The organism is Shewanella sp. MM_2022_3 (assembly GCF_022557375.1).
Lineage (GTDB): Bacteria > Pseudomonadota > Gammaproteobacteria > Enterobacterales > Shewanellaceae > Shewanella > Shewanella xiamenensis.
The window spans coordinates 1-26,390 of the sequence record NZ_JAKZGV010000006.1; the positions used below are offsets into that span (position 1 = coordinate 1).

24 protein-coding genes are annotated in these 26,390 nt (G+C 46.5%); 13 read left to right on the forward strand and 11 right to left on the reverse strand.

Going from position 1 to position 26,390, the window contains the following annotated elements; all coding sequences use genetic code 11:
• Positions 1-132 precede the first annotated feature (132 nt).
• Complete coding sequence (locus MMG82_RS05380; protein ID WP_241406573.1) at positions 133-2,193, forward strand: prolyl oligopeptidase family serine peptidase; 2,061 nt, start codon at positions 133-135, stop codon at positions 2,191-2,193.
• A gap of 163 nt (positions 2,194-2,356) precedes the next feature.
• The gene (locus MMG82_RS05385; protein ID WP_241406574.1) at positions 2,357-2,647 is read left to right on the forward strand and encodes a helix-hairpin-helix domain-containing protein; all 291 of its coding nucleotides are present in this window, start codon (positions 2,357-2,359) and stop codon (positions 2,645-2,647) included.
• On the opposite strand, the gene MMG82_RS05390 is transcribed toward MMG82_RS05385, so the two are convergent.
• Together MMG82_RS05390 and MMG82_RS05395 are read right to left on the reverse strand one after the other, a co-directional pair.
• Positions 2,644-3,750, reverse strand: a complete 1,107-nt coding sequence (locus MMG82_RS05390) for an AI-2E family transporter (RefSeq protein WP_055648687.1) — start codon at positions 3,748-3,750, stop codon at positions 2,644-2,646. The two genes, MMG82_RS05385 and MMG82_RS05390, sit on opposite strands and share 4 nt — an antisense overlap.
• Before the next feature lie 279 nt (positions 3,751-4,029).
• Entirely contained in the window at positions 4,030-5,088 is a 1,059-nt protein-coding gene (locus MMG82_RS05395) for a nitronate monooxygenase (RefSeq protein ID WP_069453721.1), read from the reverse strand.
• A 390-nt stretch (positions 5,089-5,478) separates the two neighbouring features.
• Here MMG82_RS05395 and MMG82_RS05400 point away from each other — a divergent pair, with 390 nt between their 5' ends.
• Both MMG82_RS05400 and MMG82_RS05405 read left to right on the forward strand, forming a co-directional pair.
• Complete coding sequence (locus MMG82_RS05400) at positions 5,479-5,895, forward strand: DUF2541 family protein (RefSeq protein WP_047536814.1); 417 nt, start codon at positions 5,479-5,481, stop codon at positions 5,893-5,895.
• Between the two features lie 91 nt (positions 5,896-5,986).
• Positions 5,987-6,379 carry a DUF4156 domain-containing protein gene (locus tag MMG82_RS05405; RefSeq protein ID WP_047536811.1) on the forward strand — a complete coding sequence of 131 codons (393 nt, stop codon included), beginning with the start codon at positions 5,987-5,989 and terminating at the stop codon, positions 6,377-6,379.
• Positions 6,380-6,455: 76 nt separating this feature from the next.
• Here MMG82_RS05405 and ubiA read toward each other — a convergent pair whose 3' ends face one another.
• Both ubiA and uvrD read right to left on the reverse strand, forming a co-directional pair.
• Complete coding sequence (ubiA, locus tag MMG82_RS05410) at positions 6,456-7,316, reverse strand: 4-hydroxybenzoate octaprenyltransferase (RefSeq protein ID WP_241406575.1); 861 nt, start codon at positions 7,314-7,316, stop codon at positions 6,456-6,458.
• A gap of 125 nt (positions 7,317-7,441) precedes the next feature.
• Complete coding sequence (uvrD, locus tag MMG82_RS05415) at positions 7,442-9,610, reverse strand: DNA helicase II (protein ID WP_144345888.1); 2,169 nt, start codon at positions 9,608-9,610, stop codon at positions 7,442-7,444.
• A gap of 524 nt (positions 9,611-10,134) precedes the next feature.
• Here uvrD and MMG82_RS05420 point away from each other — a divergent pair.
• Both MMG82_RS05420 and MMG82_RS05425 read left to right on the forward strand, forming a co-directional pair.
• Entirely contained in the window at positions 10,135-11,817 is a 1,683-nt protein-coding gene (locus MMG82_RS05420; RefSeq protein WP_047536803.1) for a hypothetical protein, read from the forward strand.
• A 293-nt stretch (positions 11,818-12,110) separates the two neighbouring features.
• Complete coding sequence (locus tag MMG82_RS05425) at positions 12,111-12,449, forward strand: DUF2314 domain-containing protein (protein ID WP_047536802.1); 339 nt, start codon at positions 12,111-12,113, stop codon at positions 12,447-12,449.
• 285 nt (positions 12,450-12,734) lie between these two features.
• Here the strand turns inward: MMG82_RS05425 and MMG82_RS05430 are convergent, their stop codons facing one another.
• The 4 genes from MMG82_RS05430 to MMG82_RS05445 all read right to left on the reverse strand — a co-directional run bounded on the left by MMG82_RS05430 (position 12,735) and on the right by MMG82_RS05445 (position 14,801).
• Positions 12,735-13,142 (reverse strand): NUDIX domain-containing protein, encoded by a 408-nt coding sequence (locus MMG82_RS05430; RefSeq protein ID WP_241406576.1) that lies wholly within the window; start codon positions 13,140-13,142, stop codon positions 12,735-12,737.
• A 62-nt stretch (positions 13,143-13,204) separates the two neighbouring features.
• Entirely contained in the window at positions 13,205-14,083 is an 879-nt protein-coding gene (locus MMG82_RS05435; protein WP_241406577.1) for a neutral zinc metallopeptidase, read from the reverse strand.
• A gap of 47 nt (positions 14,084-14,130) precedes the next feature.
• Positions 14,131-14,556 (reverse strand): hypothetical protein, encoded by a 426-nt coding sequence (locus MMG82_RS05440; RefSeq protein ID WP_241406578.1) that lies wholly within the window; start codon positions 14,554-14,556, stop codon positions 14,131-14,133.
• 11 nt (positions 14,557-14,567) lie between these two features.
• Positions 14,568-14,801: a hypothetical protein gene (locus MMG82_RS05445; RefSeq protein ID WP_037413552.1), complete on the reverse strand. Its 234-nt coding sequence runs from the start codon at positions 14,799-14,801 to the stop codon at positions 14,568-14,570.
• 204 nt (positions 14,802-15,005) lie between these two features.
• Between MMG82_RS05445 and MMG82_RS05450 the strand changes: the two genes are divergently transcribed.
• The 5 genes from MMG82_RS05450 (at position 15,006) to MMG82_RS05465 (ending at position 20,968) form a co-directional block, all read left to right on the forward strand.
• A complete protein-coding gene (locus tag MMG82_RS05450) occupies positions 15,006-16,499 on the forward strand; it encodes a helicase HerA-like domain-containing protein (RefSeq protein ID WP_218677964.1) in 1,494 nt (497 codons plus the stop codon).
• A 317-nt stretch (positions 16,500-16,816) separates the two neighbouring features.
• On the forward strand, positions 16,817-16,939 hold the full coding sequence (locus tag MMG82_RS21565) for a hypothetical protein (RefSeq protein ID WP_037413559.1): 123 nt from the start codon (positions 16,817-16,819) through the stop codon (positions 16,937-16,939).
• Between the two features lie 502 nt (positions 16,940-17,441).
• Positions 17,442-18,398 (forward strand): TAXI family TRAP transporter solute-binding subunit, encoded by a 957-nt coding sequence (locus MMG82_RS05455; RefSeq protein ID WP_037413561.1) that lies wholly within the window; start codon positions 17,442-17,444, stop codon positions 18,396-18,398.
• A gap of 102 nt (positions 18,399-18,500) precedes the next feature.
• Positions 18,501-20,534, forward strand: a complete 2,034-nt coding sequence (locus MMG82_RS05460) for a TRAP transporter permease (protein ID WP_088586209.1) — start codon at positions 18,501-18,503, stop codon at positions 20,532-20,534.
• Between the two features lie 35 nt (positions 20,535-20,569).
• The gene (locus MMG82_RS05465) at positions 20,570-20,968 is read left to right on the forward strand and encodes a DUF1850 domain-containing protein (RefSeq protein ID WP_037427372.1); all 399 of its coding nucleotides are present in this window, start codon (positions 20,570-20,572) and stop codon (positions 20,966-20,968) included.
• A 64-nt stretch (positions 20,969-21,032) separates the two neighbouring features.
• On the opposite strand, the gene MMG82_RS05470 is transcribed toward MMG82_RS05465, so the two are convergent.
• Positions 21,033-22,001: a sensor domain-containing diguanylate cyclase gene (locus tag MMG82_RS05470; protein ID WP_037427374.1), complete on the reverse strand. Its 969-nt coding sequence runs from the start codon at positions 21,999-22,001 to the stop codon at positions 21,033-21,035.
• Positions 22,002-22,144: 143 nt separating this feature from the next.
• Positions 22,145-22,480: an FKBP-type peptidyl-prolyl cis-trans isomerase gene (locus MMG82_RS05475; RefSeq protein WP_011070807.1), complete on the reverse strand. Its 336-nt coding sequence runs from the start codon at positions 22,478-22,480 to the stop codon at positions 22,145-22,147.
• Positions 22,481-22,670: 190 nt separating this feature from the next.
• Between MMG82_RS05475 and trxC the strand changes: the two genes are divergently transcribed.
• Complete coding sequence (trxC, locus tag MMG82_RS05480) at positions 22,671-23,093, forward strand: thioredoxin TrxC (RefSeq protein ID WP_047535126.1); 423 nt, start codon at positions 22,671-22,673, stop codon at positions 23,091-23,093.
• Between the two features lie 66 nt (positions 23,094-23,159).
• On the opposite strand, the gene MMG82_RS05485 is transcribed toward trxC, so the two are convergent.
• Positions 23,160-24,560, reverse strand: coding sequence for a DASS family sodium-coupled anion symporter (locus MMG82_RS05485; protein ID WP_047535129.1), 1,401 nt, complete (start codon positions 24,558-24,560; stop codon positions 23,160-23,162).
• Positions 24,561-25,211: 651 nt separating this feature from the next.
• On the opposite strand from MMG82_RS05485, the gene MMG82_RS05490 reads away from it, so the two are divergent.
• Entirely contained in the window at positions 25,212-26,384 is a 1,173-nt protein-coding gene (locus MMG82_RS05490; protein WP_241406579.1) for an MFS transporter, read from the forward strand.
• The last annotated feature ends 6 nt before the right edge of the window (positions 26,385-26,390 follow it).

Sequence of the window (26,390 nt, forward strand, 5' to 3'; positions counted from 1 at the left end):
CCGTTCATAGCGAACGAACACCAGTATAATCCTTCGACAAAAAATATTACAAAGAAATATAATTTTATTGTTTTACGATAATTAATTTTCGTATTAGCATAATGTCAATTTTCCTAAACTAAGGTTACGACAATGCAAAAATTTCCTTTTACGAGTCAGTTATGCAGTGCTGCCATTGCCGCCGCACTGCTGCTGACGGGTTGCACTACGGCGGATGTTCGCAACGAGCAACCTCAAGTTGCCGCGACGCAGCAAACCGAGGCGCCGCTCATTCCTATCGAAAACTTCTTCAATGAGCAAAGCATTCGCCATCTAAAAATGTCCGACGATGGCAAGTGGCTTGCCTTTGTGAAGGAGTACCAAGGAGCCAGCAATATCTTCCTGATGGCCGATAAGGCCGACCTTGCCAGTGCCACACCACTGACCAAATCGGTAGAACCCATCCGCGCCTTCGAATGGTCCGCCAAGGGTAATGACTTATTCTTTATGAAGGACAAAGGCGGTAACGAAAATACGCAAATTTATAAGCTGAGTTTTGAGGAAAAAGCCGGCAAGATCACCGCCAAAGAGCAGCGCTTAACACATAAGGACGATGTGCAATATAGCGTGCTCGAGCAGGTAAAAGACAATCCAGATTTGTTGGTTGTTCAAGCCAACCACGACGATTCGAGCCGCATGGATATTTATCTGCTCAATATCAACGACGGCAAGTTAACCCCTATCCTGAAGAACGAGCATAGCTTTACTCAGGTGAAGTTTAACAAGCAGGGTCAACCTGTGATTGCCAGCAGCAGTAATCTCGATAACACCAATGCCTTGTATGTGCTGATCGACGGTAAGTGGCGCAAGATCATTCAAAGTGCCAAGGGTGAGAGCATCGATATTCTTAAAGTGAATGATGCCAAAAAACTCGCCTATATCAGCGCCAATATCGGCGATCGCGATAAGCAGGAATTGCTGAAAGTCGATCTGATGACGGGTAAATATGAAACCATTCACAAGGATCCCGATAACGAGGCCGACGTCTTTGGGGTACAGTTTAGCGACGCAGGTGAGCCCTTAGCGGTTGGTTACTATGGTGGACGCTTACGGGTTTATCCCTTAAATGCCGAGTTTGCTCGTCATTGGGATGTGATTAATCGTCATTTTAATCAAGATGTTGAAATCACGATTGGCGAGATGAACGAGAAAACCCATCTGTGGCAAATTCATGTCGCCAGCGACCGAGCCGCAGGCGCTGACTATCAATACAATGCCACCACGGGGGATATCCACCTGTTAGTGGATATTCCGGCCAGAATTCCAGCTGATCAACTCTCGCCACGCCAATCGATTGTGTATACCGCGCGGGATGGCGTGAAAATCCAAGCTTATTTAACGCTACCGAAAGGCAAACAGACTCAGCTACCGACCATTATCCTGCCCCATGGCGGCCCTTGGGCACGGGATTTTTGGACGCTCGACTCGGGCTACTTCCACGCGATTGCCCAGTTCTATGCCAACCGTGGTTATGCCGTATTACAACCTAACTTCCGTGCCTCGACGGGTTTCGGTAAGAAGTTCTTAAACTTAGGCAACCGTAACTGGGGGATTGGCAGCATGCAGCACGATCTCACCGATGGTGCCAATTACTTAGTCGAACAAGGTATTGCCGATAAACAGCGTTTAGGGATCTTCGGCGCCTCCTACGGTGGTTATGCGGCACTGTCTGGCGCGACTTTTACACCTGACTTGTACCATGCTGTGATCGCCTATGTAGGGCCATCGAGCCTAGTGACACTGATGAATTCCTTCCCCGACTACTGGCGTCCCTATTTAGGCCAATGGTTTGAGTCGGTTGGCGACCCGCAAATTGCCGAGCAGAAGCAAGATATGGAAAATCGCTCGCCAATTAACTATGTCGATAATATCAAGGCGCCATTGATGCTGATCCAGGGGGCGAACGATCCACGCGTCACGCAAATTGAGTCGGATAATATCGCCAAAAAGATGTATCAAAAGTCTTTACCCGTTAAGTACGTACTGGCAAAAGACGAAGGACATGGCTTTAGTAAACGTGCCAACAAGCTAGCCTCGATTGTCGCCACCGAACAGTTTTTTGCTGAGCATTTAGGTGGGCGTGTCGACACCAATGTGAATCCTGAAATTCTAAAACACTTAGACAGCTTGAACGTCGATATCAGTAAGCTCTAAACTTTTGCCGCCTTTACCAAGGAAGAGAAAGGCGGCAAACTAGCCTAGATTTTATACATAAGCTCACCTTCAGCTCTCAAGATAGATCATACCGGATAACGAGCAGAAAACCGCAACAATCTATACTTAAAGATGGAATATTTCAGTTCGTTAGGGATAAAGAATGAATCCAGCAAAGGTTGTCAGAACCCAAGTAAAACAATTAACGGATTTACCGAATATTGGTAAAGCGAGCGCGGCAGATTTACGCCTCCTTGGCATAGAGACTCCGGCGCAATTGCTTGGGAGAAATCCCTATGAAATGTATCAAACCCTGTGTGATAAAACGGGGCAAATCCACGATCCCTGTATGCTCGATGTGTTTATTTCGATTACCCGCTTTATGGCGGGCGACGATCCTCAACCTTGGTGGTTTTATACCGAGGAGCGCAAACAAGCACTCACTCATCCTTAATTTGAATGACCGTGTTCCTGCGGTGATTCAAGGGATTCAGTTACAACCGAACTATCAGGGTCATCCCTTAACCATTCGCGCCAGATAGCGACTAACAGCGCCATCAACACGGGGCCGACAAACAGACCCACAAAGCCCATGGTTTTCACTCCACCAATCAAGCCGAAAAAAGTCGGTAAGAAAGGCAGCTTAATAGGCCCACCAACCAGATTAGGGCGCAGGGTTTTATCGACGATAAACAGCTCGATACTGCCCCAGAGGAATAAGCCGACCCCAGCAGTCATATCGCCAGTGCCGACTAAATACAGTGAGATCAGGGTAAACATGGTTGGCGCGCCGCCTGGCACTAAGGCCATAAAAGCAGTCAACACCCCAAAGGCCACAGCCGAAGGCACGCCAGCAATCCAGTAGGCAATCCCCAGCACTATGCCTTCACCGATGGCGATAAGCGTCATGCCGATAACGGTTGAACTTACCGTCGCGGGCACCACGCGGGAAAAGCGATACCAGCGGGCGGGTAGAATACGCTCACCGACAATATCAATCTGCTTCGCCACCGACGCGCCATCTTTATATAAGAAAAATAAGGTGATCAGCATAAACAACAAGGTCAGCAGCAAGCCTAAAGTGTTCCAGCCCAATTGCAGCACCCAACGGGAAATGCCTGTCAAATTCTGGCCGCTAATTGCACTGACTATCTTGCCCAGTTCATGGGGTTCACCGATAAACTGTTGCCATTGCTGGGTAAACCACGCACCAACCCAAGGTAAATCCTTAATCCAAAGGGGAACGGGCGCGCCATGCTGGTTAGCATACACCAACCATTCAGCCCATATCCTAATCTCTTGTAAAGCATAGGAAAAAACAAATATCAGCGGTGTAATTAGCCCGACAATAATCAAAACTAACGCGATAGTGGCAGACAGCGCCGAGCGACCACCGCATTTAACCAATAATTTTTGATACAGCGGCCAACTGGAGAAGCAGACGATCAGGGCGGCCAAGGCGGGAACTAAAAAATCGATAAAAAAGAAAACACCAGCACACAGCAATAAAATCAATAGGGTACGACCCACCGCAGCATTACTGATAATCTGTGCCATCCACATACTCCCACAATAGAATCCAACAACAAGGTGGAAAACTCGGCAGAGTGCCAAGCAACAACCAGCCTTTGGGTGTTCCCCATTCTGTTAGCCAGTTTATTGCGCAGTGCTTTCCATGGGCAACGACATTTAACAAAAGCGTGAGTAGTGTATCAGTGGTGCTTGCATCCCCAAAGGTATTCGAATGTCTCGAAGGCCAAATGGCTGAAAATCCTTATGGCGCGGCCTTGAGCCTTGGAAGTAAACAGTAGATGTAGGCTTTGCACCTGTAACTATTCATTGGATATTAAACCCAAAGCCTAAAGCCAATTGCCGTGTCAGTTCAGCTGCGGGAATCATTCGGCAACCACTGGCATTTTGCCCGCACCACAGCGGACTAAAATCGCCAAATCCTTGTCGCTCCGCCGCCGTCCTTAAGCCTGCAACCGCTGAGGATGCCAAGGGGAAATCCGGTACAGCCTCATTTATCGGCCCCATTTCAGCCATAAAACGGTTTACTATGCCGCGAGCGGGTCGACCAGAAAATAAATTAGTCAGCGCCGTATGTTGCGCGGCATCGCTTTGCAGCGCCTCACGATGGATTGCACTGGTATTGCACTCAGGGCAGAGTAAATAAGCAGTCCCCACTTGCACGGCCGAAGCGCCCATCGTCATGGCAGCGCGCACTGTGGCTACATCGACAATGCCACCTGCGGCAATCACCGGAATATCCACCGCCGCAATCACCTGCGGTAATAGACTAAAAGTGCCGAGCTGCTCGGTTAAATCCTCGGATAAAAAGTGCCCTCGGTGCCCACCCGCCTCAAGGCCTTGGGCAATAATCGCATCGGCGCCGTGGGCCTCAAGCCAGAGTGCTTCCTCGACGGTTGTCGCCGTAGAGATAACTTTTGATCCCCAGGATTTGATTTCAAGCAGCAATTCTTCATCGGGCAAACCAAAGTGAAAACTCACCACCTCAGGCTTAAATTTGGCTAACACCTCGGCCTGTGACTTGCTGTAGGGTGTACGCTGGGCGCCAGCAGGCTGCACACTTGAGTCGAGATTAAATTCCGCAAAATAGGGGGCTAACTGTTCGAGCCAAGTCGCTTGCTTGGCCGCCTGTGGCAGAGGCTCGCTATGGCAAAAGAAGTTCACATTGATAGGTTTAGTCGTGTTGGCTCGGATTTCGGTTAACTCAGCTTCAAGCGCCTCGAGGGATAACATGGCGCAAGGTAATGAACCTAAACCACCCGCCTCAGACACGGCGATAGCAAGCGTACTGCCTTGCACTCCAGCCATAGGCGCTTGAATAATCGGAAATTCAATCCCAAATAATCGTGTAAGTCGACACGGCATACTTCACCTCCTTTGAACTTAATCCTGCTGTCACTCACTCCGCAGCAGTTACTCACTCCGAGACCGCCAGCTTAAACAACGATTACCACCAAACTGAGTGGCATTTATCACAATCTACCAGAAAACTGCACGCAACTTATAGTATTTGCCAAATATTGAAAAATCGGTAAATTGGCTTAGATCATAAAATGTCATGCGTTAAGGGATATTTAAGTCTAATTAAAAGTAAAAATAATATCGACATAATTTAAATTACATTTGTATCATAACGCAAAACGCTTATTGACCTTATTCAAATAAAACCCGTGATATCAGCCGCACTAAGCGATAAAAAAACTATTTAGGTTACATTAAATATTTTATGATTCGCCCCCATTTTTTGGAGGCCATATGTTAATAAAATCTAGTCTATTTTCGACGTTCAATATTAATCGAATAATTATCTGCTTACTCTTGATGTTTACCACATCCGTTGCCTATGCAAAAAAAGATGATAATGACGATGAAATCACCCTTGGCCGCACCATATTACTCGGCATTGGCGATCATCCAGCCACCATACCTTTGATCATTTGCCGACAGGCAAAATATATCAAAATCAAAGCAGAAAGAGATGTGAGTATCGATCGCGTTGTCGTCACCTATGGGGATGATAAAACCCGCACCATCAAATTTGATACCGATATCGACAAAGATGAACACTCGGAATGGAAATCATTAGGCGCCCGCCGCTGTGTTAAAAAAATTGAAGTATATGGAAACTCAGATCGTAGTAAAGCTGGGATAAAAGTATTAGGACGTAAATAACTTAAGTCATCAACAATAAGTATTAATCAGCTAATAATATTCTTTCAGCTAGCCGATTTCTATTAATAGTCTGAATATGAGTCATAAATAAATGAATTTTCGCACAATATTAATGTTATTACTCGGCCTTAATGTAACAGCGTGTGTTACCTTTCCTACTGAGGAATCGGCACATGTCAAAATATTATGGGAAAACTCCGCAGCTATTGAAAACTGTACTTATAAAGGCACAGTGATTGGTTCGCAGGGGCATTTCTATGATTATTGGCTGCACAGTGATAGGGATATGGTGTGGGGTACACTCAACGAGATGCGCATCAAAAGCCATGCGCTCGGCGCCGATACTGTTTATCTCTATCAACCGCTTAAGTTTTTAGGCTCTGTGACTATGATGGGAAATGCTTACCAATGCTCTGACATCCAAAGTTCAGCCAGTCAGTATCCGCAGATTGATGCGACGCAGGATACCACTTCGAGTCAGTGAGTCGCGGCTTGAACTAAGTTTTGAACGGCTATCAGGCGACACGCCTGATAGCACTCATACCAACGGAGAGGAAAACTTAAAACAGGTAATCGGCTCCCAGACCAATAAATAAGGCTAACCCTGCCCAGTTATTGTTGAGAAAGGCTTTAAAACAAGGGGCTCTCTCGCGGCCAAAAATCAACATCTGTTGGTAAGTGCTAAAACCAATAAAGGTCAGCAATCCTAGACCATAGAGCAGGCCACGGTCGGCACTCCAACCGGCTGCAATAAAACACAGCAGTGCAGCCAGTTGAAATAATCCAATGATTTGACGGTCGTATTTGCCAAAAAGAATGGCGGTCGATTTGATACCGACTTTTAAATCATCATCCCTATCGACCATGGCATACATAGTGTCGTAGGCCACGGTCCAAAACCAATTCGCCGCAAATAACCACCAAGCTTCGATGGGCACTTCACCGGTTTGCGCCGCATAGGCCATGGGGATAGACCAGCTCCATACCACACCCAAAAACATCTGCGGCATGTTTGTTACCCGCTTAGTAAAGGGGTAAATAATGGTGAGGATAATGCCTACAACGGATAATTTAACCACTAAGCCATTGAGCAGTAAGACTAAACCAAAAGCGGCTAAACCTAAGATCACAAACAGTAATAACGCTTCTTTGGTGCTGATTTCGCCACTGGCGAGGGGACGGGATTTAGTGCGTTCAACATGGGAGTCGAGGTCGCGGTCGGCATAGTCGTTAATAATGCAGCCACAGGCGCGCATGATCACTACACCGATAATAAAGATAATCAACACTTTAATATCAGGCATTCCACCCGCTGCGAGTACCAGCGCCATTAAACAGGGCCAGAGCAATAACAAGGTGCCGATAGGACGGTCGAGTCGAGTCAGGCGGGAATACACGTCCCACTTCTGCTTTAGATTCATTAACTAGCTACTCCCTAACCTAATTTTTTATCTCGGTTGCTAGGGTAAGCATCATATACCCTAGCCCCCTTTTAAGCGAATTTGCGCAGGCTTAAACTGTCACAAAATCATGACATTCATGCCAATCAACGCGCCTCTAAACGCGCGTAGGCGACCACCAGCCACTTACTGCCAAAATCACTAAAATTCACCTGCACCCGCGCCTGTGCGCCACTACCCTCAAAGTTAGTCACTTTGCCGTCACCAAATTTTGGATGATGTACCCTTTGGCCAACGCTAAAGCCAGTATCGTTGGCGACCGCCGACTTTTGCGCACTGAAGCGATTATTCGCCATCGGCGTTGACACCTGCGCCTTTAAGCGAATTTCGTCCACATATTGCGGCGGAATTTCCTTAATAAAGCGCGATGGACGGGCATAATCTTCGCGGCCATAAATACGGCGGGATTCGGCATAGGTGATATAGAGTTTTTCCATCGCGCGGGTCATGCCCACGTAACAGAGGCGGCGTTCCTCATCGAGTCTGTCGCCCTCTTCGAGCGCCATCTTACTCGGGAAAATCCCCTCCTCGACGCCCGCCATAAACACCATGGTAAACTCAAGCCCCTTGGCCGAGTGCAGTGTCATCAACTGTACGGCATCGGTAAAGGCATCGGCCTGACCTTCGCCCGCCTCTAAGGCAGCGTGGGATAAGAAGGCGTTAAGCTCGCCCATATCCTCAAGCTCTTCTGGCATTTCGAAGGTGCGCGCCGCGGTAACGAGTTCCTCTAAGTTTTCGATACGGGCGTGGGCCTTTTCGCCTTTTTCCGCCTCGTACATGGCCTTAAGCCCAGAGGCTTGGATCACTGTGTCCGTCATCCGGTACAGCGCCATATCCTGAGTTTCTTCCTGCAGGGTGACGATAAGATCCATAAAACCACGTACCGCAGAGGCGGCGCGGCCAGCCAGCACTTTTTCATCCAGCAGCCGTAAACAAGCCTGCCACAGGGTGAGTTCCTGCTGACGCGCGGTCGAACGCAGAATATCTAAGGTGCGATCGCCAATCCCACGGGGCGGCGTATTAACCACGCGCTCGAAGGCGGCATCGTCATTTTTATTGCTGATTAGCCGCATATAACCCATAGCGTCTTTAATCTCTTGGCGTTCGAAGAAGCGTAGGCCACCGTAAATACGATAAGCTAAACCTTTGTGCAATAAGGCTTCTTCGAGCACGCGCGACTGAGCGTTTGAGCGATATAAAATCGCGCAGTCACTTAAATTGCCGCCTTTTTCGTACCAATCATTGATACGGCCGACAATAAAGCGCGCCTCGTCCATTTCGTTAAAGGCGCAGTAGAGGGAAATCGGCTCACCATCGGCTTCGTCGGTCCACAACTCTTTACCTAAACGCTCGGGGTTATTGGCGATAAGGGCGTTTGATGCCTTCAAAATATTGCCCTTGGAGCGATAATTTTGCTCGAGGCGAATCGTAGTCGCCGTCGGGAAATCCTTCAGGAAGCGGTGCAGGTTTTCAACCTGAGCGCCGCGCCAACCGTAAATAGATTGGTCGTCGTCACCCACTATCATCACGTTAGCGGTTTGGCCTGCCAGCACGCGGATCCAAGCATATTGAATGGCGTTGGTATCTTGGAACTCGTCCACCAGAATATGCTTAAAACGTTCTTGATAATGTGCCAGCAAATGCGGCTTATTGAGCCAAAGCTCGTGGGCACGCAGCAGGATTTCGGCAAAGTCGACAAGACCTGCGCGATCGCAGGATTCTTGATAGACCTGATAAATTTTTAAAAGATTCTGCTCAATCGGAAAACCACCCGCATCGATATGCTTAGGACGAAGACCTTGGTCTTTCTTGCCATTGATATAGGCCTGTGCCTGACGGGGAGGATATTGTTTTTCATCCAGATTCAAACTTTTCAGGATGCGTTTCAGCAAGCGCAGCTGATCGTCCGAATCAAGAATTTGGAAGCTTTGCGGTAATCCCGCATCTTGGAAGTGAGTGCGTAATAAACGATGCGCCAGCCCGTGGAAGGTGCCAATCCACATCCGCCCCATATTGGTGCCAGCGACTTTTTCAACCCGCTCGCGCATCTCGGCCGCAGCTTTATTGGTAAACGTCACGGCTAAAATCGAGTAAGGACTCTGCTGTTCAACCTGCATTAACCACGCGATACGGTGGGTTAACACCCGCGTTTTACCACTGCCCGCCCCCGCAAGCACTAACATGCTAGATTGCGGTGCCGCGACAGCCTCGCGCTGCTTATCATTCAGGCCGTCTAGTAAAGAAGATACGTCCATTCTCGCCTCCAAAAAATCGAGGAGGCATTATAACAGAAGAAATCCCACCTGCGCGCCTGATCCACAAGACAAGAGGCATAAGCCAAGAGGTACGAGACAATAGCCATAAGATGATCGGTATGGCACAGTCCATTCTTAAGCACTGTCATTCCAGTGACACGCCATTAACTCATCCCTGAGGGCTCGACGACGGCATCTGATGTAAAAGGATTTACGAATGTCGCGATCACATGGATGTGAAAGAGCGACCATGTCACGGACGGTCACTTCCATGACAGCGCTTAATCCTATTAACCTTTGCGTATCTTTGCCAGCCAGAAAAGAATGATAAAGCTAAAACAATATCAAGTGATTACCCACCGAACCGTATAAAAAACCGCTACCGCAAAATAGCAGATTCCTATAGCATCATTTATACCAATTGACATGGATGTGGCAGCGACCAAGTCCAACAAGCGATTTATGCCTCGCAAACAGCGCAGCGCATAAATACTAAGAAGTTATGCATTTTTGAAGGAACAACGATGTCCGTCGAGGTAATCAAAGATCAAATTTTTCAGTTTTTATCCTCAGATCAGCCAGAAGTTATGGCGATCAAAGGTGAATGGGGTGTCGGAAAAACCTATAGCTGGAAGAAGTTTCTTAAAGAGGCTTGTGATGAAAATAAGTTAAACCTCAAACGCTACTCTTACGTTTCTCTTTTCGGCATTAACTCATTGGAAGCCTTTAAATACACAATTTTTGAAAATGTAATAAATAAAGAGATTGTCGGCACTGAGGCTAGTCTCGAAACATTCAGGAACAACACTACATGTCTAATCGAGTCATTTGGAAGGCAATCATTTAACCTCTTTAAAGGTGCACCATTAATTAAGTCGTTTAGCCCTGCTATAGAAACAATTTCATTTTTGTCATTAAATAAGACGCTTATATGCATTGATGATTTAGAAAGGAAAGGAAAAGGTCTTGATGTAAAAGATGTTTTGGGGCTGGTCTCGCTGCTAAAGGAGCAAAAGGAGTGCAAGGTAGTATTGCTTCTTAACGATGGTGAGGAAGGTTTGGGCGACTATGAAAAGTATCGTGAAAAAGTGATTGATACTGAGCTTGCATTTGCCCCCGATCCTCGAGAATGTGCGGAAATAGCCTATTCTGAACAAACACCTAATTATTTAAGGCTGAGGGAGCTAACTACAAGTCTCGGAATTCGAAATATCCGTATTCTTAAAAAAATTGAGAGGCTAACAACTCTAGCACTCCCACTGGTTGAAGAGTACGAGCCAGAAATATTAGATCAAGTTTTACATTCACTAGTGCTGTTTGCGTGGAGTTATTTTTGCTCAAACTCTAATGAGGAAATACCTCCTTTAGAATTTATTACTAAAAAAGGTTATACCTTGTTAGGTATTGGGGACGAGAAAGTCAGCGAACAGCAGAAAAAATGGCAAACTACTCTACAAGCATATAACTATCTGCTAACTGACGAATTAGACCTGTTGTTATCTGAAGCGGTAAAAACCGGCTATTTCGTTGTAGATGAGTTCAAACCAAAAGCTGCTGATAAAAACCAACAGATTATAGCATCCAAATCTGAGGGATCATTCACAAATGCCTGGCGTCTCTACCATGATACATTTAATGATAACGGCGACGAAGTAATAAATGGCTTATATGAGAGTTTTAAGGAAAACTGTAAATATATAACGCCTACAAATCTCAATGGAACTGTCTCGCTATTTAGAGAATTGGGTGAGGAAGAAAAGGCTTCTGAAATCATTGATTTCTACATAAAAAATAGAAAGGAAGAAACTGAACTTTTTAACATAAAGAAGAATAATTTCTTTGGTGATACTAGAGATCAGGAGGTTATAGATAAATTCAATGATACATATAATCGGTCAGTTACTACTGAGACAGCGAAACAAGTGTTAGATCGTATAGCTGGTAGAAATAGCTGGAACCCAAGTGACGAGGTGGTGTTAGCGAGCACATCGGTTGATGATTATTACAAACTATTCAAAACTGAAAGTGGTCGCCACCTGTCATCCTTCGTCACAACCTGTTTGAAATTTGGTCAGTTTGGAAGTGCTAGTGATCAACAAAAGGAAATTGCGAATAGGGCTACAGAAGCGTTAAGAAGAATTGCAGGCGAGAGCGAAATTAACAAAAGACGAGTCAAGAAGTTCGGTGTGAGTCTTGAGGATGCATAACAAGGCGCAGCTATCGGACAAATTTTCCACTGCGCTCCGGGCGAAACAAGATATCCACAACTCTTCAATGTTTTAAGTCACCCAAAACGACTTAACAATTAAAGGAATACACCATCCCTCGGAATTGCAGCATGGATAATTGAGCAATTGTGTGAGTATTCCCATATATGGCAAGCTAGCTTTCGGCTATAAAACTAAAACAGTTTAGGGGACAGTGTCATATACAAACTGGCATAAGACCCTAACAAACTCGCACCACGCGTTTGCTTTAAACGTTAGATTACTGAGGCACTATGGAAGATAAGTTTGCCCGCATAGAAATTGATGGATGGGAACTCAATGATGGTGAGGCCATTCACCATCAGCATTCAGATACTTTCTGGATTCCCTCTTTTGAGGCAAGGAGCAATCTTAAAACAGGACAACTGGTTAAACTCATCTTCCAGATAATTACGGAGGATGACGCTGGCGTGGAAGAGGTAAATGTAGAGCGCATGTGGGTGATCGTTAAAGACCGCATCAATAACATTTATAGAGGTCAACTTGATAATGACCCTTACTGCACGGAAGAAATAAGATCTGGTATGGAAGTATGGTTTGAACCAAAGCACGTAATAGATATTTACGAATAGCAGTAATCTAACAATGCGCCCCTGACCGCTAATTTGATCATCTTTATCAAAAATGATTAAGATTGCTTTTGTTAAGTTCGGAGGTATGGGAGTTTATCAAGACAGTCTTTGTTAAATTTTACAGGGCGAGCGCGAACTAAACCATTTGATTTTATTAACAAAAAGCAAGAGACAGCCTAACTGAATGATTTTACATGGGTGAAAATCTAGGCTTAAAAGGTACATTGCTTAAAAATCTAATCGCGCAAACCTAAACCGATTAACTCCAAGTTTACTGATAAAGCCTTAAAACTTTGCACTCACGACAATACCGTTGAAATTAAGACAATCTCCAACTCTTTGCTGCTGAACAGCGCTAAGCGTGTCGATATCATGGAAGGCAAACTCTGAGTGCTCATGGCTTAAGCGAATCAGCGCATCGGCAGATGCAAACTCACAACGAAAAATAAAGGCTTGGGATTGATAGGTACTGTGATAATAAACGCCGCTTAGATAATGGATGCTAACCTCAAGCCCCAATTCCTCTTGGCATTCGCGCAGCAGCGCTTCGTGAATGGTCTCTCCTGGTTCTAAGGCGCCGCCGGGTAAGCCCCAAGCAAAATTGCCATAGTTCGCTTTGAGCAGCAGCACTTGCCCTAATTCATTGGTGATAACTGCATGACTACTGAGCCGAAACCTATCTTCAAATCCCATCTACCCATCCTACGTTGGCGCGATTACCAGCTTGCTATTTGCTATTTGCTATTTGCTATTTGCTATTTGCTATTAAAAGTATTGCAGCTAGCGAGCTTGCCGGAGGCAAAGCCGATATTAAACCATTTCACTCTGTCAGCCGAACTACCATGGGTAAAGGCTTCGGGTTGCACCGCGCGACCCGCCATTTTTTGCAAGCGATCATCACCCACGGCACTGGCCGCGGCAATGCCTTCTTCTACATCGCCAGGCTCAAGCAAATTGAGCTGTCTATCGACATAATGCCCCCACACGCCAGCGTAACAGTCGGCTTGCAATTCGAGGGCGACACTCAGTTGATTGGCCTGCGCCTTGCCAGCGGCTTGCTGCGCCTGACGCACTTTAGTGCTGGTGCCGAGTAGGTTCTGTACATGGTGACCGACCTCGTGGGCAATTACATAGGCAAAGGCGAAATCCCCCGGAGCTCCGAGTTTTTTCAGCTCCTCGAGAAAACTCAAGTCGATATAGACTTTGCTGTCAGCGGGGCAATAGAAAGGCCCCGATTGCGCCTGCCCCATACCGCATCCCGTTGAGGTTATATTGCGATAAAGCACTAGCTTAGGTTCGATATATCGCCCTTGTAGCAATTGATTCCAAACGGTTTCAGTCGTGCCGAGAATCGCCGCTACAAACTGAGCATTTTCATCTTGAGCCGCGGTATTACTGGCCGATTGTGACTGACTAAAGCCCGCTTGATTACTCGGTTCAAGGGATAATCCGCCGGTAAAATATTGAAACGCAAAATATAACCCGCCCAGCAGCAATACCACTCGGCCGATTTTAGTTTGCAGTAGAAAAGGCAATAACCTAAGCAGAAGCGCACTGGGCACGCCAGCTGAGGCCATCTGTTGGTCCCGTCTGTCTTCGATATTGGAGCTGCGATCACTGTCATGCCAACGCATTGGATTTCCTCGGCTATGGGTATGCAATAGACATTTCAGTTTAGCCGTTATTTGGGATCTTTCTGCTCAGTCGGTGCCGCTTTTAACGAGCGCAAAAACAGCCCGAGTCCACCAAAGGCTAACACTAAAATCACGATCAAATCGAAGGCCGACATGGCTTTAAAGTGAAACTGAATCGAGCTGATCACGCCAACAATTAAGGCGACTAAGGAGCCTAAGGTAAGCAGCCAACCGAGCTTAGTCTTGGCATCAAAAAACACCATCACTATCCCGAGGATAAACGGCAGCATCACCATACCTGTGGTGATCGATAATCCCTGTCCAAAGGCATTCATGCGGTAGAGGCCGTAACCTAGCCCAAAACTGGAACTTACCTGTATCGCATTGAATAACAGATAGAATCCTGCACACATCATGGCAAGTCCAATAAAAAACTGGCCAATACCGCCCTGTGTTCCTCCCGCTCCCTTCATACCAATCCTTGCTATTGACGTTGTTGAATCGCCCGATCCACAGCTTGTTTAAGCTGTTGTTCCTCTTCAGCCTTTTTGGCCTTTTCATGGGCAGTTAACTGCTTATCCGCCTCATCCACGCAGCGCTGTTTATCTAGCATGGGTTCATAGGGGTCGACATCCGTCCGGGCGGAACAGGCTAGCTCAGCACAGCCAGAGGTCAATAATAATGTGGACAAGACTAACATAATCAATGGGGTTTTCATCTTCGGCTCCTCAACAAATGCTACAAAATAACTACACTTAGCCAAACTAACATTGCCAAGCTTTACTTGAGCTGTATCGATTATGTGCTCAACGATATTGACACAGATCCACGAAAGGCAAACACTGAGTGATGTTTTTTTATCCACCCATGACCAACTCCCCCTTGGTTCACCTTGGGGCGTTAATTAAGACAAGGACTGCGCTTGAATACTCTACTCTTAGGTAAAGGTGAGCAACAGGTTCACTTAAATCTTAAATATGCCAACCGCCACGGACTGATCGCTGGCGCTACAGGTACAGGCAAAACAGTTTCGCTGATGACGCTAGCCGAAGGCTTTTCCCGCCAAGGTGTACCAGTCTTTCTTACTGATATCAAAGGCGATATTTCAGGACTCGGTGTCGCAGGCACACCAAACGACAAGCTATTAAAGCGGGCGGCAGAAATCGGGATAGTAGATTATCAAACCGAGGCAAACCCCGTCGTTTGCTGGGATTTGGCAGGAGAGCAAGGTCATCCATTACGCACAACCGTGAGTGAAATGGGGCCGACATTACTCGGGCGCATTCTCGAGCTCAACGACACCCAAAGCAGCATTTTAGACATAGTGTTTCAACTGGCTGACGACCAAGGTTTATTGTTACTCGACCTCGACGATTTGCGCGCCATGCTCAACTTAGTGGCCGATGAGCGCAAAGACATCTCAGCCAAATATGGGCTTATCAGCGCCCAGTCCCTTGCCGCCATTCAACGCTCAGTGCTTGGTTTAGCGCGCGATGGGGGTAACGACTTTTTCGGCGAACCAGCACTTCAACTCGAAGACTTAATGCGCACTAATTTGCAAGGGCGCGGCATTATCAACCTGTTAGCCGCCAATAAGCTAATCCTGACCCCAAGCCTCTATTCCAGCTTCTTACTCTGGCTGCTATCAGAACTCTTTGAAAATTTACCCGAAGTCGGCGATCTCGATAAACCTAAATTAGTCTTCTTTATTGATGAAGCACACCTATTATTTGAGGGCTGCCCAGCAAGTTTGCTTAAACGCATAGAGCAAATTATGCGGCTTATCCGCTCCAAGGGCGTCGGGGTATATTTTTGCTCGCAATTCCCCGACGACATTCCCAATGAAATTCTCGGTCAGCTCGGCAATCGCATTCAGCATGCCCTCAGGGCGTATACCCCAAGGGATCAAAAAGCCGTTAAAACCGCAGCCGAAACCTTTGTATCGAATCCTAAATTGGTGGTCAGCGAGGTAATTTCACAACTCGCCGTGGGCGAAGCCTTAGTGTCAACCCTTGCCGAGAAAGGTGTGCCGACTATGGTTGAGCGCACCTTAATAGCACCACCACGCTGCCGGATGGGGCCAGCCACGACCGAGGAATTAACCACTATCCGTCATCAGAGTCCGATTGGTGGTAAATACGATACTTTAGTCAATCGCGAATCCGCCTATGAGCTATTGAATCAACGTCATACCGAACAGACGAATGGCAGCGGTACTGCGCAAACAACCAGTACGTCAACGACCAAAGCAACTGAGCAAGGCTGGTTTAGCGAGCTTATCTTTGGTAATAAACGCCGCCAAGGATTAGCCGAAACCTTGTCGAAACAAGCGGCGAGAACCGTTGGTAATCAACTCGGAAAACAAATTTTACGCGGATTACTCGGCGGTATACTGGGAAAATCGACTCGCAGGTAAGGTAATGAAATGTGTAAATACCGTGTTCTGAACCGCATATTTTATATACAGATTAGCACTAGCATTAGCGTGAATTATTCTAAGTAGCGAGTGGATCTTCCTTAGGATTTCGGTGATAAGATTATTTTGCGAGTACAGCTCAGAGAGGCAAACAAATTCAAATAAATTACCAATCGTTTTAAATAGTTGTGATTTAAAAATGGTGTAATTCGAGTTTAAACGTTTCGCTTTAATCAGGACATCATGGAACGGGTTTTATGCAAATGGCTTACATGATTAGCCTGATGAACAACCACTGAAAGTACATGGAGTTAACTATGAGTAAAGAGCAAAAAAATCGCAAAGAGGCCAAGAAAAAGCCGTTAATGTCGATCAAGGAAAAACGCGCTGCAAAGCACGCCAAAAACGCGACTAAAGGCCTCCTCGATAACGTTAAGTAATATTGTGACACCTTAGGGTGCGCTTCCAATATCTTGATTAAGGGTTAACTACGGTTAGCCCTTTTTATTAGCCCGTTTTTTATTCTCACCCACTTAACGATAATTTATTCCGCAAACACAAAAACGCTAACATACTGATTTTTTAAATATTAACAAGCTAGAACGCCTTTATTTAGGACCTCACCTAGACTAAAGCAATATCTACAATGCTTGAGTCTTTTGCTATGGTTTTCTTCACCCAAATCCACACATTCTGAACGCAACACACTTACCGATATATTCCTAGATGCAGATGTAATCTACGCATTATCGACTCATGGTTACACTGATTAACTCGGCACATTAGCCGTAAAAACTCACTGTCTAGCTTGTATCGAAAGGCGTGTTAAAGCTTGTATTTTGAACAGTTTTGGGTATATAAGGTCTGATACTAAAATAAATAATCAATGATATCTATTGTTCTTAACCTATATAACACAATAAAAAATAAGGATATTTAAGCATGAAAATCAACAAACGTTTTATCGCCGTGGGCGCGGCTTTAACCCTCTCACTCAGTGCAGCCACGATGGCGGCCGCACCTGCCTTTATCAATATTCTGACCGGTGGTACCAGTGGTGTGTATTACCCGATTGGTGTGGCACTGTCGCAACTTTATGGTACAGGTATTGAAGGCGCGAAGACCTCAGTACAAGCCACAAAAGCCTCGGTTGAAAACCTCAACTTGCTGCAAGCCGGTCGTGGTGAGCTGGCCTTAGCCTTAGGTGATTCAGTGGCTGCGGCCTATCAGGGCGATGCCGATGCAGGCTTTAAAAAACCGTTAGATAAGGTTCGCGTGCTCGCAGCCGCTTATCCTAACTATATTCAAATAGTGGCGAGTAAAGAATCTGGTATTAAAACCTTAGCTGATTTAAAAGGTAAACGTATTTCTGTCGGTGCACCTAAGTCGGGTACTGAACTCAATGCTCGCGCCATCTTCAAAGCGGCTGGCTTAAGCTATGAGGATATGGGCAAGGTTGAGTTTTTACCTTACGCTGAATCCGTTGAGCTGATTAAAAACCGTCAGTTAGATGCAACCTTACAATCCTCGGGCTTAGGGATGGCGGCGATCCGTGATTTAGCTGCGACGATGCCAATCAACTTTGTTGAAGTCCCCGAGGATGTCATCCTCAAAATTAATAATCCTGCCTATCAGCATGGAGTCATCCCCGCATCGACCTACGAAGGTCAAACTGCTGATGTCTCAACGGTTGCGATTCAAAACCTATTTGTCACTCAAGCGGGAGTGTCGGACGATTTAGCCTATCAGATGACTAAACTGATGTTTGAGCATTTAGATCGTCTCGGTAACGCACACTCAGCGGCAAAAGCGATTCAATTAGACAAAGCGACTAAAAATCTGCCAGCGCCGCTGCACCCAGGTGCGGAGCGTTATTTTAAAGAAGTTGGCGCACTCTAAGGGTGTAACTTCAATCTGTGCGACCCTTTTTCAACTAAGCACTTGGGTGATTTACCCAAGTGCTGCGTCGCCCTCTGTAGTCTAATGCTGTGAGGCATAAATATGAGCGATTCCGAACAAGGCCTAGGTGCAAGCACCAGTGACTGGCCCAAAGCGCTGTTTTATACGGCACTTATTTTCTCGATTTTCCAAATCATTACCGCCGCATTTCACCCCGTATCGACCCAAGTGCTGCGGGCTACCCACGTTGGTTTTTTACTTTTAGTGGTTTTTTTAAGTTATCCCGCCGTGGGCAAAGCTCGCCCTTGGCAACCCTTAGCTTGGTTGCTTGGCCTTGCGGGCATGGCAACGGCCGCCTATCAATGGATTTTTGAGGCCGATCTGATCCAACGTTCGGGTGAATTAACCGATGCCGATATGGTGATTGGCGTGGTGTTGATTGTCTTAGTGTTTGAGGCCGCGCGACGAGTGATGGGTTGGGCATTACCGATCATTTGCTGTATTTTCTTAGCCTATGGCTTATTCGGCCAATACCTCCCCGGCGACTTAATGCACCGCGGCTATGGCGTTGACCAAATTATCAACCAGTTATCCTTTGGCACCGAGGGGCTTTATGGCACTCCAACTTATGTGTCGGCCACTTATATCTTCCTGTTTATTTTGTTTGGTGCCTTTTTAGAACAAGCAGGCATGATCCGTTTGTTTACCGATTTTGCGATGGGCTTATTCGGCCATAAACTGGGTGGCCCGGCCAAAGTTGCCGTGGTTTCCTCGGCGATGATGGGGACAATCACAGGATCGGGCGTCGCCAACGTGGTGACCACTGGACAATTTACCATTCCACTGATGAAACGCTTTGGTTACCGTCCCGCCTTTGCCGGTGGTGTTGAAGCCACCTCCAGTATGGGTAGCCAAATCATGCCGCCGATTATGGGCGCAGTTGCCTTTATCATGGCCGAAACCATTAACGTGCCGTTTATTGAAATAGCCAAAGCGGCCTTACTGCCAGCGTTACTGTATTTTTGCTCCGTTTTTTGGATGGTGCATTTAGAAGCCAAACGCGCCAATCTTTGTGGCTTGCCTAAAGATCAATGTCCCGATCCTTGGGCGGCGGTTAAAGCGCGTTGGTATCTGCTTATTCCATTGTTTATTTTGGTTTATTTGCTGTTTTCTGGCAGAACACCGCTGTTCTCGGGCATGGTCGGTTTAGCGCTGACCTCGATAGTGATCTTAGGCTCAGCCATTGTGCTGCGCCTGCCTTCTAATGCCCTGCGTTTTGCCTTTTGGATTGCCCTTGGCGTACTGTGCGCGGGCTTCTTCCAGATGGGGATTGGCGTGGTATTTGGAGTCATTGCCATACTCGTGGCCATCTGTTGGTTTATCAAGGGCGGTAAAGATACTCTGACTATTTGCTTACATGCATTGGTCGAAGGTGCCCGCCACGCCGTACCAGTTGGGATTGCGTGCGCCTTAGTGGGAGTGATCATCGGTATTGTCTCGCTCACGGGAATAGCCTCCACTTTTGCCAGCTATATTCTCGCTGTCGGGCAGGATAACCTGTTCTTATCCTTAGTATTAACTATGCTCACTTGTCTGGTATTAGGCATGGGAATACCCACCATCCCTAACTACATTATTACCAGCTCAATTGCCGCACCGGCGTTACTGGATTTAGGCGTGCCGCTGATCGTCTCCCATATGTTTGTGTTTTATTTTGGGATTATGGCTGACTTAACGCCACCCGTTGCCTTAGCCTGTTTTGCGGCCGCGCCGATTGCAAAGGAGTCGGGGCTGAAAATCAGTCTGTGGGCGATTCGTATTGCTATCGCGGGCTTTGTGATCCCCTTTATGGCGGTTTATGACCCCGCACTAATGCTGCAAAGCGATAGCTGGTTAGCCACTATTTATGTGCTGATCAAAGTCACTGTCGCGATTGGGATTTGGGGAGTGGTCTTTACCGGCTACCTGCTGCAAAAACTCTATTGGTGGGAACGGGTTATCGGCTTCCTCGCGGGAGCCAGTTTGATCCTTGCCACCCCGCTCAGTGATGAAATTGGCTTTGGACTGGCGCTACTGTTTATCGTGCAGCACAGCCTCAGAGCCCGCAAACTGAAACGTCTTGCCGAGCAGGGGTAATGTTTTGGAATTTTATGCGAAGGTAAGGCAATAACATGCTAGGTCTATGTTTAGGCCTAGCTGGCACACTGTGGGCACAAGTGCCCACAGAGCACTTTACTTTGGCCTGGAACCACAGCATCGAAAAAATCCGCTGGGAAGAAGATTATCAGCTCACACCGCAAGGCTTAGTGTTAGTTGAAGCCAGAGTGAAAGGCACAGGTGCGGGTATGGAAATCCCAGATGATGCGGTGTTTAACAATGGAAGTTGGCATTATCAGCCTAAGCTGCCCGTGCTGCCCAAATTACGCTTAGGTCGCATCCCCGAAGCGGGAGATTTTGAGCTGTGTTTCGCCAACGCCACTGGTAAAGTGCAATGCCAAGCCATGAGTCATTGGCTTGGCCCTCCAAATAAGCAAGATGCCGCAGTTGAGGTATGGAGTTGTGAGCAGTGAAATATCACTTTATAGAGACGCGCAAGCAAGGCGCGATGCTGCCCATTAGCGCTCAATAATGCTCTTAACGAGAGAAGCTGTAGCCGTTTTTCCCTTGATGTTTAATGCGATACATGGCGGCGTCTGCACGTTCGCAACTTTCAGCAAAACTATCACCATCACTAAAAATATCAATGCCGATGCTCAGTCCAATCGCCACTTCATGACCTTCAAGTAAAAAAACCTGTCGATAAACATCAAGCAAGGATTGTGCAAGCATGCTTAATGATTCAATCTCGGTGGATGGCAGTATGATCACAAACTCATCACCACCCAACCGTGCGATCTTCGCTTGCTCCCCCGAATGAGCGACCAAAGAATCTGCAACGTGCACTAATAAATTGTCGCCAAATTTATGGCCGTAACGGTCATTTAAGGCTTTAAAACCATCAAGATCGATAAAAAATAACGCACCACTCATGCCGGGCTGCAAGCACTCATCGAAGGCCTTGGCTATAGCTTGGCGATTCATCAGGTTGGTAAGTGGGTCGCTATGGGCGAGTAGCGCTAAATCGAGTTCATAACGCTTTTCTTGGGTGATATCGATATGGCTGCCCATCATCCGCAGCGGTGTACCATCAGGTAAACGTTCTACAATGCGACCCCGATCCGACACCCAAGTAACGCTGCCATCTTTATGCAGCATTCGGTGCACGGCCTGGTAATAATCGGCCTTGCCATTCACATGATCTTCAAAGGCTTGGATTACCCAGTCTTTATCTTCTGGGTGTAATTTGCTTTTCCAGATATCAACATGGGCTGCTAACTCATCGGGGCTAAAACCAAGCATTTCGCCCCAGCGCATATTGAAAATGGTTAAATTCCCACTTGGAATATGCTGTTCCCATAAGCACAAACCATTGCCATCAAGGGCGGCGAATAGTTTCTCTTCGGCACGACGATTCAACGCCGTTAATTGAGCGTTTTCACGTTTAAGCTGTGCAATTTCGGCCTGAAGTTGCTTAATCTGTTCTGCTGCCGTATCCGATGCCACAGAAAAATCTCTTTCCTTAACGTGGGGAAACCTCGTCCAGTGTAAAACAAACAATGCCGAAGTGACATAGTGAGAAGGACGAGAAGACCCTAGATCATACTCGCCCTATCGAGCTTATACAGAGTCTTACTATCTTGTCATACTTAGTCGCGAGTCAGTACTTCAAGCAATTCGATTTCAAAAGTAAGATCAGAATTGGGTTTGATATGAGCCCCAACTTGGCGCTCGCCGTAGGCTAAATGAGCTGGCACCAATAACTTGCGTTTGCCGCCCACTTTCATCCCCATAATCCCTTGGTCCCAACCTTTAATCACTCGGCCAGTCCCAATCACACATTGAAATGCCTGACCACGGTCATAGGAGGAATCGAACTGCGTACCATCTTGCAAAAAACCGCGGTATTGGGTAGTGATCAACGCGCCTTTTACGGCCTCTTTTCCATCACCGACAACCAGATCGATTATTTCTAATTCAGTCATTTAATTAATCTCTTACTCTTCACTTAACACAGTGATTTATCAAAGTGCTTATTCTAACATCGGCACTCCTACTTGTCGGCGTGCAGTGGGGATTTTGTGGCTTATACCAATCTTGCTTGATCCTATCCTCCTTTAAATTCCACTTATTCAACCCCATATCTAGATCATCCCCGAGCTTAGGAGCCAGATTATGATTATCGCTTGCCCCCACTGTGACACCTTAAACCGCGTACCCCAAGAGCGGTTAACTGAGCAGCCGACCTGCGGCAAATGCAAACAGAATCTGTTTGCGGCGACTCCGATTGAACTCACAAGTGCCAATTTTATCAATCATGCCCATAAATCAGAGTTGCCCTTAGTTGTTGATTTTTGGGCCAGCTGGTGCGGTCCCTGTAAGAGTTTTGCGCCTATATTTTCTGAGGCCGCAAAAGTATGGGAGCCAAGATTCCGCTTCGGTAAAATCAATACTGAAGAACAACAAGCACTTGCGGCTCAATTTAATATACGCTCCATTCCCACCTTAATGATTTTCAAGCAGGGACAACTCCTCGCGCAGCAAGCTGGCGCCTTACCTAAGCCAGCGTTCGATCAATGGTTAAAACGTTATAGTTAATGTGTGCTTCGCCCATAAAAATACCCAGCTAAGCTGGGTATTTTTATTTGGATGAATCAGAGGCAATTACACTTCCCAGAAGGTGTGAGCAATAATGCCCAGCACTATCATGCTGAGGAAGTTAACTATCATGCCCACTCGTACCATTTCCGACTGCTTGATATGGCCAGAGCCATAAACAATGGCGTTAGGCGGCGTCGCCACTGGCAACATAAAGGCGCAGGATGCGGCAATACCAATTAGCACGGATAGCATGACGGGGGATACCCCCAATGCTTCGGCAATGGCCGCAAATACAGGCACTAACAGCGCCGCACTCGCGGTATTACTGGCAAATTCGGTTAGCATTACCACAAAGGCGATCACCGCAAACACAAACAGCGACATGTGGGTGCTGCCAAAAATATCCGTCATCCAGTGCGCGAGGAACACACTGGTACCGGTAGTTTTGAGCACGGCACTCAAGGTCAAACCGCCACCGAATAAAATCAATACGCCCCAGTCAGTGGTCGATTCAATCTTCTTCCAACCAACTAAACCGAGCCCCGCCAGTAATACCACAGCACCGAGTGCAACGACGGTATCAAACTGAGTTATTCCGCCAAGTGCTTTTGCCAACGGCACACTGAAAATCCAGCAACATACGGTCGCAAGGAAAATAACCAGCGTCAGTTTTCCTTGGAACGTGAGCTTTTGATCTTCAAGTGCAAGCTCGCATTTAGCCGACAAGTCTGGCTTAAAGTACCAATAGAGCGCAATGAGCATCATAGGGAGCATTAAGATCACGGTTGGAATGCCAAATTTTAGCCAATCGCTAAAACTTAACCCCACCTGCGCTGCGGCAATCGCGTTGGGCGGACTGCCGACTAAAGTACCAATACCGCCGATATTAGCGGAATAGGCGATCCCCAATAATAGGAACACATAGGTACTGTGATAGGTTTTACGATCTAATTGCTGCAAAATTCCCAGTGCCAGTGGCAGCATCATAGCCGTGGTTGCGGTATTACTGATCCACATCGACAGCAGCGCAGTTACCCCAAACAACATTAAGCAGGCAATACTCAGCTTGCCTTTAGAGGCCAGCAGTAATTTTTGCGCGATTAAGGTATCAATCTTTTGATTGTGCAATGCAGCTGCAAGCACAAAACCACCGAAAAATAGATAGATAATTGGATTGGCAAAGTTACTCATGGCCTCTTTGGTTTCAAATACCCCAAAGAATACCGCCAAAATAGGCACTAAAATCGCAGTAATACTGATATGAATCGCTTCGGTTAACCACAGAATGGCTGCAAAGACTAAAATCGCAAGCCCAGTATTCACTCCCTGCTCAAAGGGTAATCCGTAATACAGTGCAAATAGCAGCACAATATCCGCCATTAAGACCAGCATATTTTTCTTTTCAAGCCCAGTATTGGCGGGCAAAGGATTAGGGGGAACCGACGTTGATTGCGTTAAGGACATGGTGACTACTACCTTCATACCATTATTTTTTCTAGCAAATTTAGGGCATAGGTCACACTAGTAAAAGCAGTTTATTTTGTACTTTAGCTACGTAGCAACAACAAAATGCTAAGACTTAAAACGCAAAAAACCCATTTTCGCGATAAAAACCACCTATTTTTGATCTTAAGTGATGAACAAAACTTTCAAACGGATAAAAATACTGCAAAAGCTTGATAAAGCTGTAACTAAATAAATATTTAAAACTGTGACAAAGATCAAGTCACAGCGTAATTCAAAGTGATAAAAGCCTTAATTTAATATTAATTTTTAACAAAATAAAATGCTAATTAATTGCATAACATCCAGATAATCATCCCACTGACTTTTCATCGCTAATAACAAAGCTTATGAGCACTAGAGCGTGTTAATATTTCGAGATTAGATTTTGTTCGTTCTGATAAGTAAGTGATCACCAAACAACGCGTTGAATGTTGCTTTTTCACCCAAACCAATAACATTTAAACTTCAATATCTATATGAATAATAAACACAAATATTATTCACCATCTCAGTCAATCTAACTCACTTTACCCCGTCAGCAATCCAGCCTAGAGTCGCGACCGTAATCGTGCCTTCTGTTTATTTTTTTTACCTGTTTTGGTACCGCTTGTGGAAAATACGCTGTTAGCTCAACCCAATCAAAAGCCAGGGCTGTTTGTTCCAGTGGCAGGACTTAGTCTATTTGCTTTAGCGTCAGGCTACTTGATGAGTTTGATCCCACTCTCACTCACCTACTTTGATTTGAGCCTTGATCTTGCACCTTGGCTGGCGAGTATTTTCTACCTTGGCTTATTACTGGGCGCACCTTGTATTGCACCGATTGTCAGCCGCATAGGTCATAGTAAGGCCTTTATTTTGTTTTTAAATATCTTACTGTGCAGCGTTGTAGTGATGGTTTTGCTGCCACAGAGCAGTGTTTGGTTAGCAGCACGCTTGATTGCAGGCATCGCCGTGGCGGGGATTTTTGTGGTAGTTGAATCCTGGTTACTAATGGCCGATACCCAAAAACAACGGGCAAAACGTTTAGGTTTATATATGACCGCCCTCTACGGTGGCACCGCCATCGGGCAACTCGCCGTAGATTATTTAGGCACCACGGGTAATTTACCCTACTTGGTGGTGATCGGTTTGCTGGCCGCCGCCAGTTTGCCTGCACTGTTGGTTAAACGTGGCCAACCACAGTCCAGTGAACAACACGCTATTGCCCTTTCCGACCTAAAAACCTTAAGTAAACCCGCCGTGATCGGCTGTTTAGTCTCGGGATTATTACTAGGCCCCATCTACGGCTTATTGCCTGTGTATGTGTCGCGAGACATGGGTTTTGCCCAGCAAACCGGGCAATTTATGGCGCTAATTATCTTGGGCGGCATGATAGTCCAGCCCTTAGTGAGCTATTTATCTCCCCGCATTCAAAAGAGTGTGTTGATGACCGCCTTTTGCTTAGTGGGTGCCGCGGCGCTGTTGTTACTGATGCAAACATCGCTTGTGGGGTTATGGTTGGGTTTTGTGTTACTCGGCGCCTGCGCCTTTGCTCTCTATCCCATCGCCATCAGTCTGGCGTGCGATCATTTACCCAGCAGCCAAATCGTCTCCGCCACTCAGATTATGTTGCTCAGCTATTCTGTGGGTTCGGTTATTGGTCCGGTTGCCGCCAGTCGTTTCGATGATGTAGAACATGGCTTACCACTGTATTTAGCCGCAAGTTTTTTAGTCACGGCTTGCTACCTCTGTGCGCACTTACTGGCCCGAAGTAAAGCTCGCCTACCCACAGCGAAGGCTTAGTCTAGG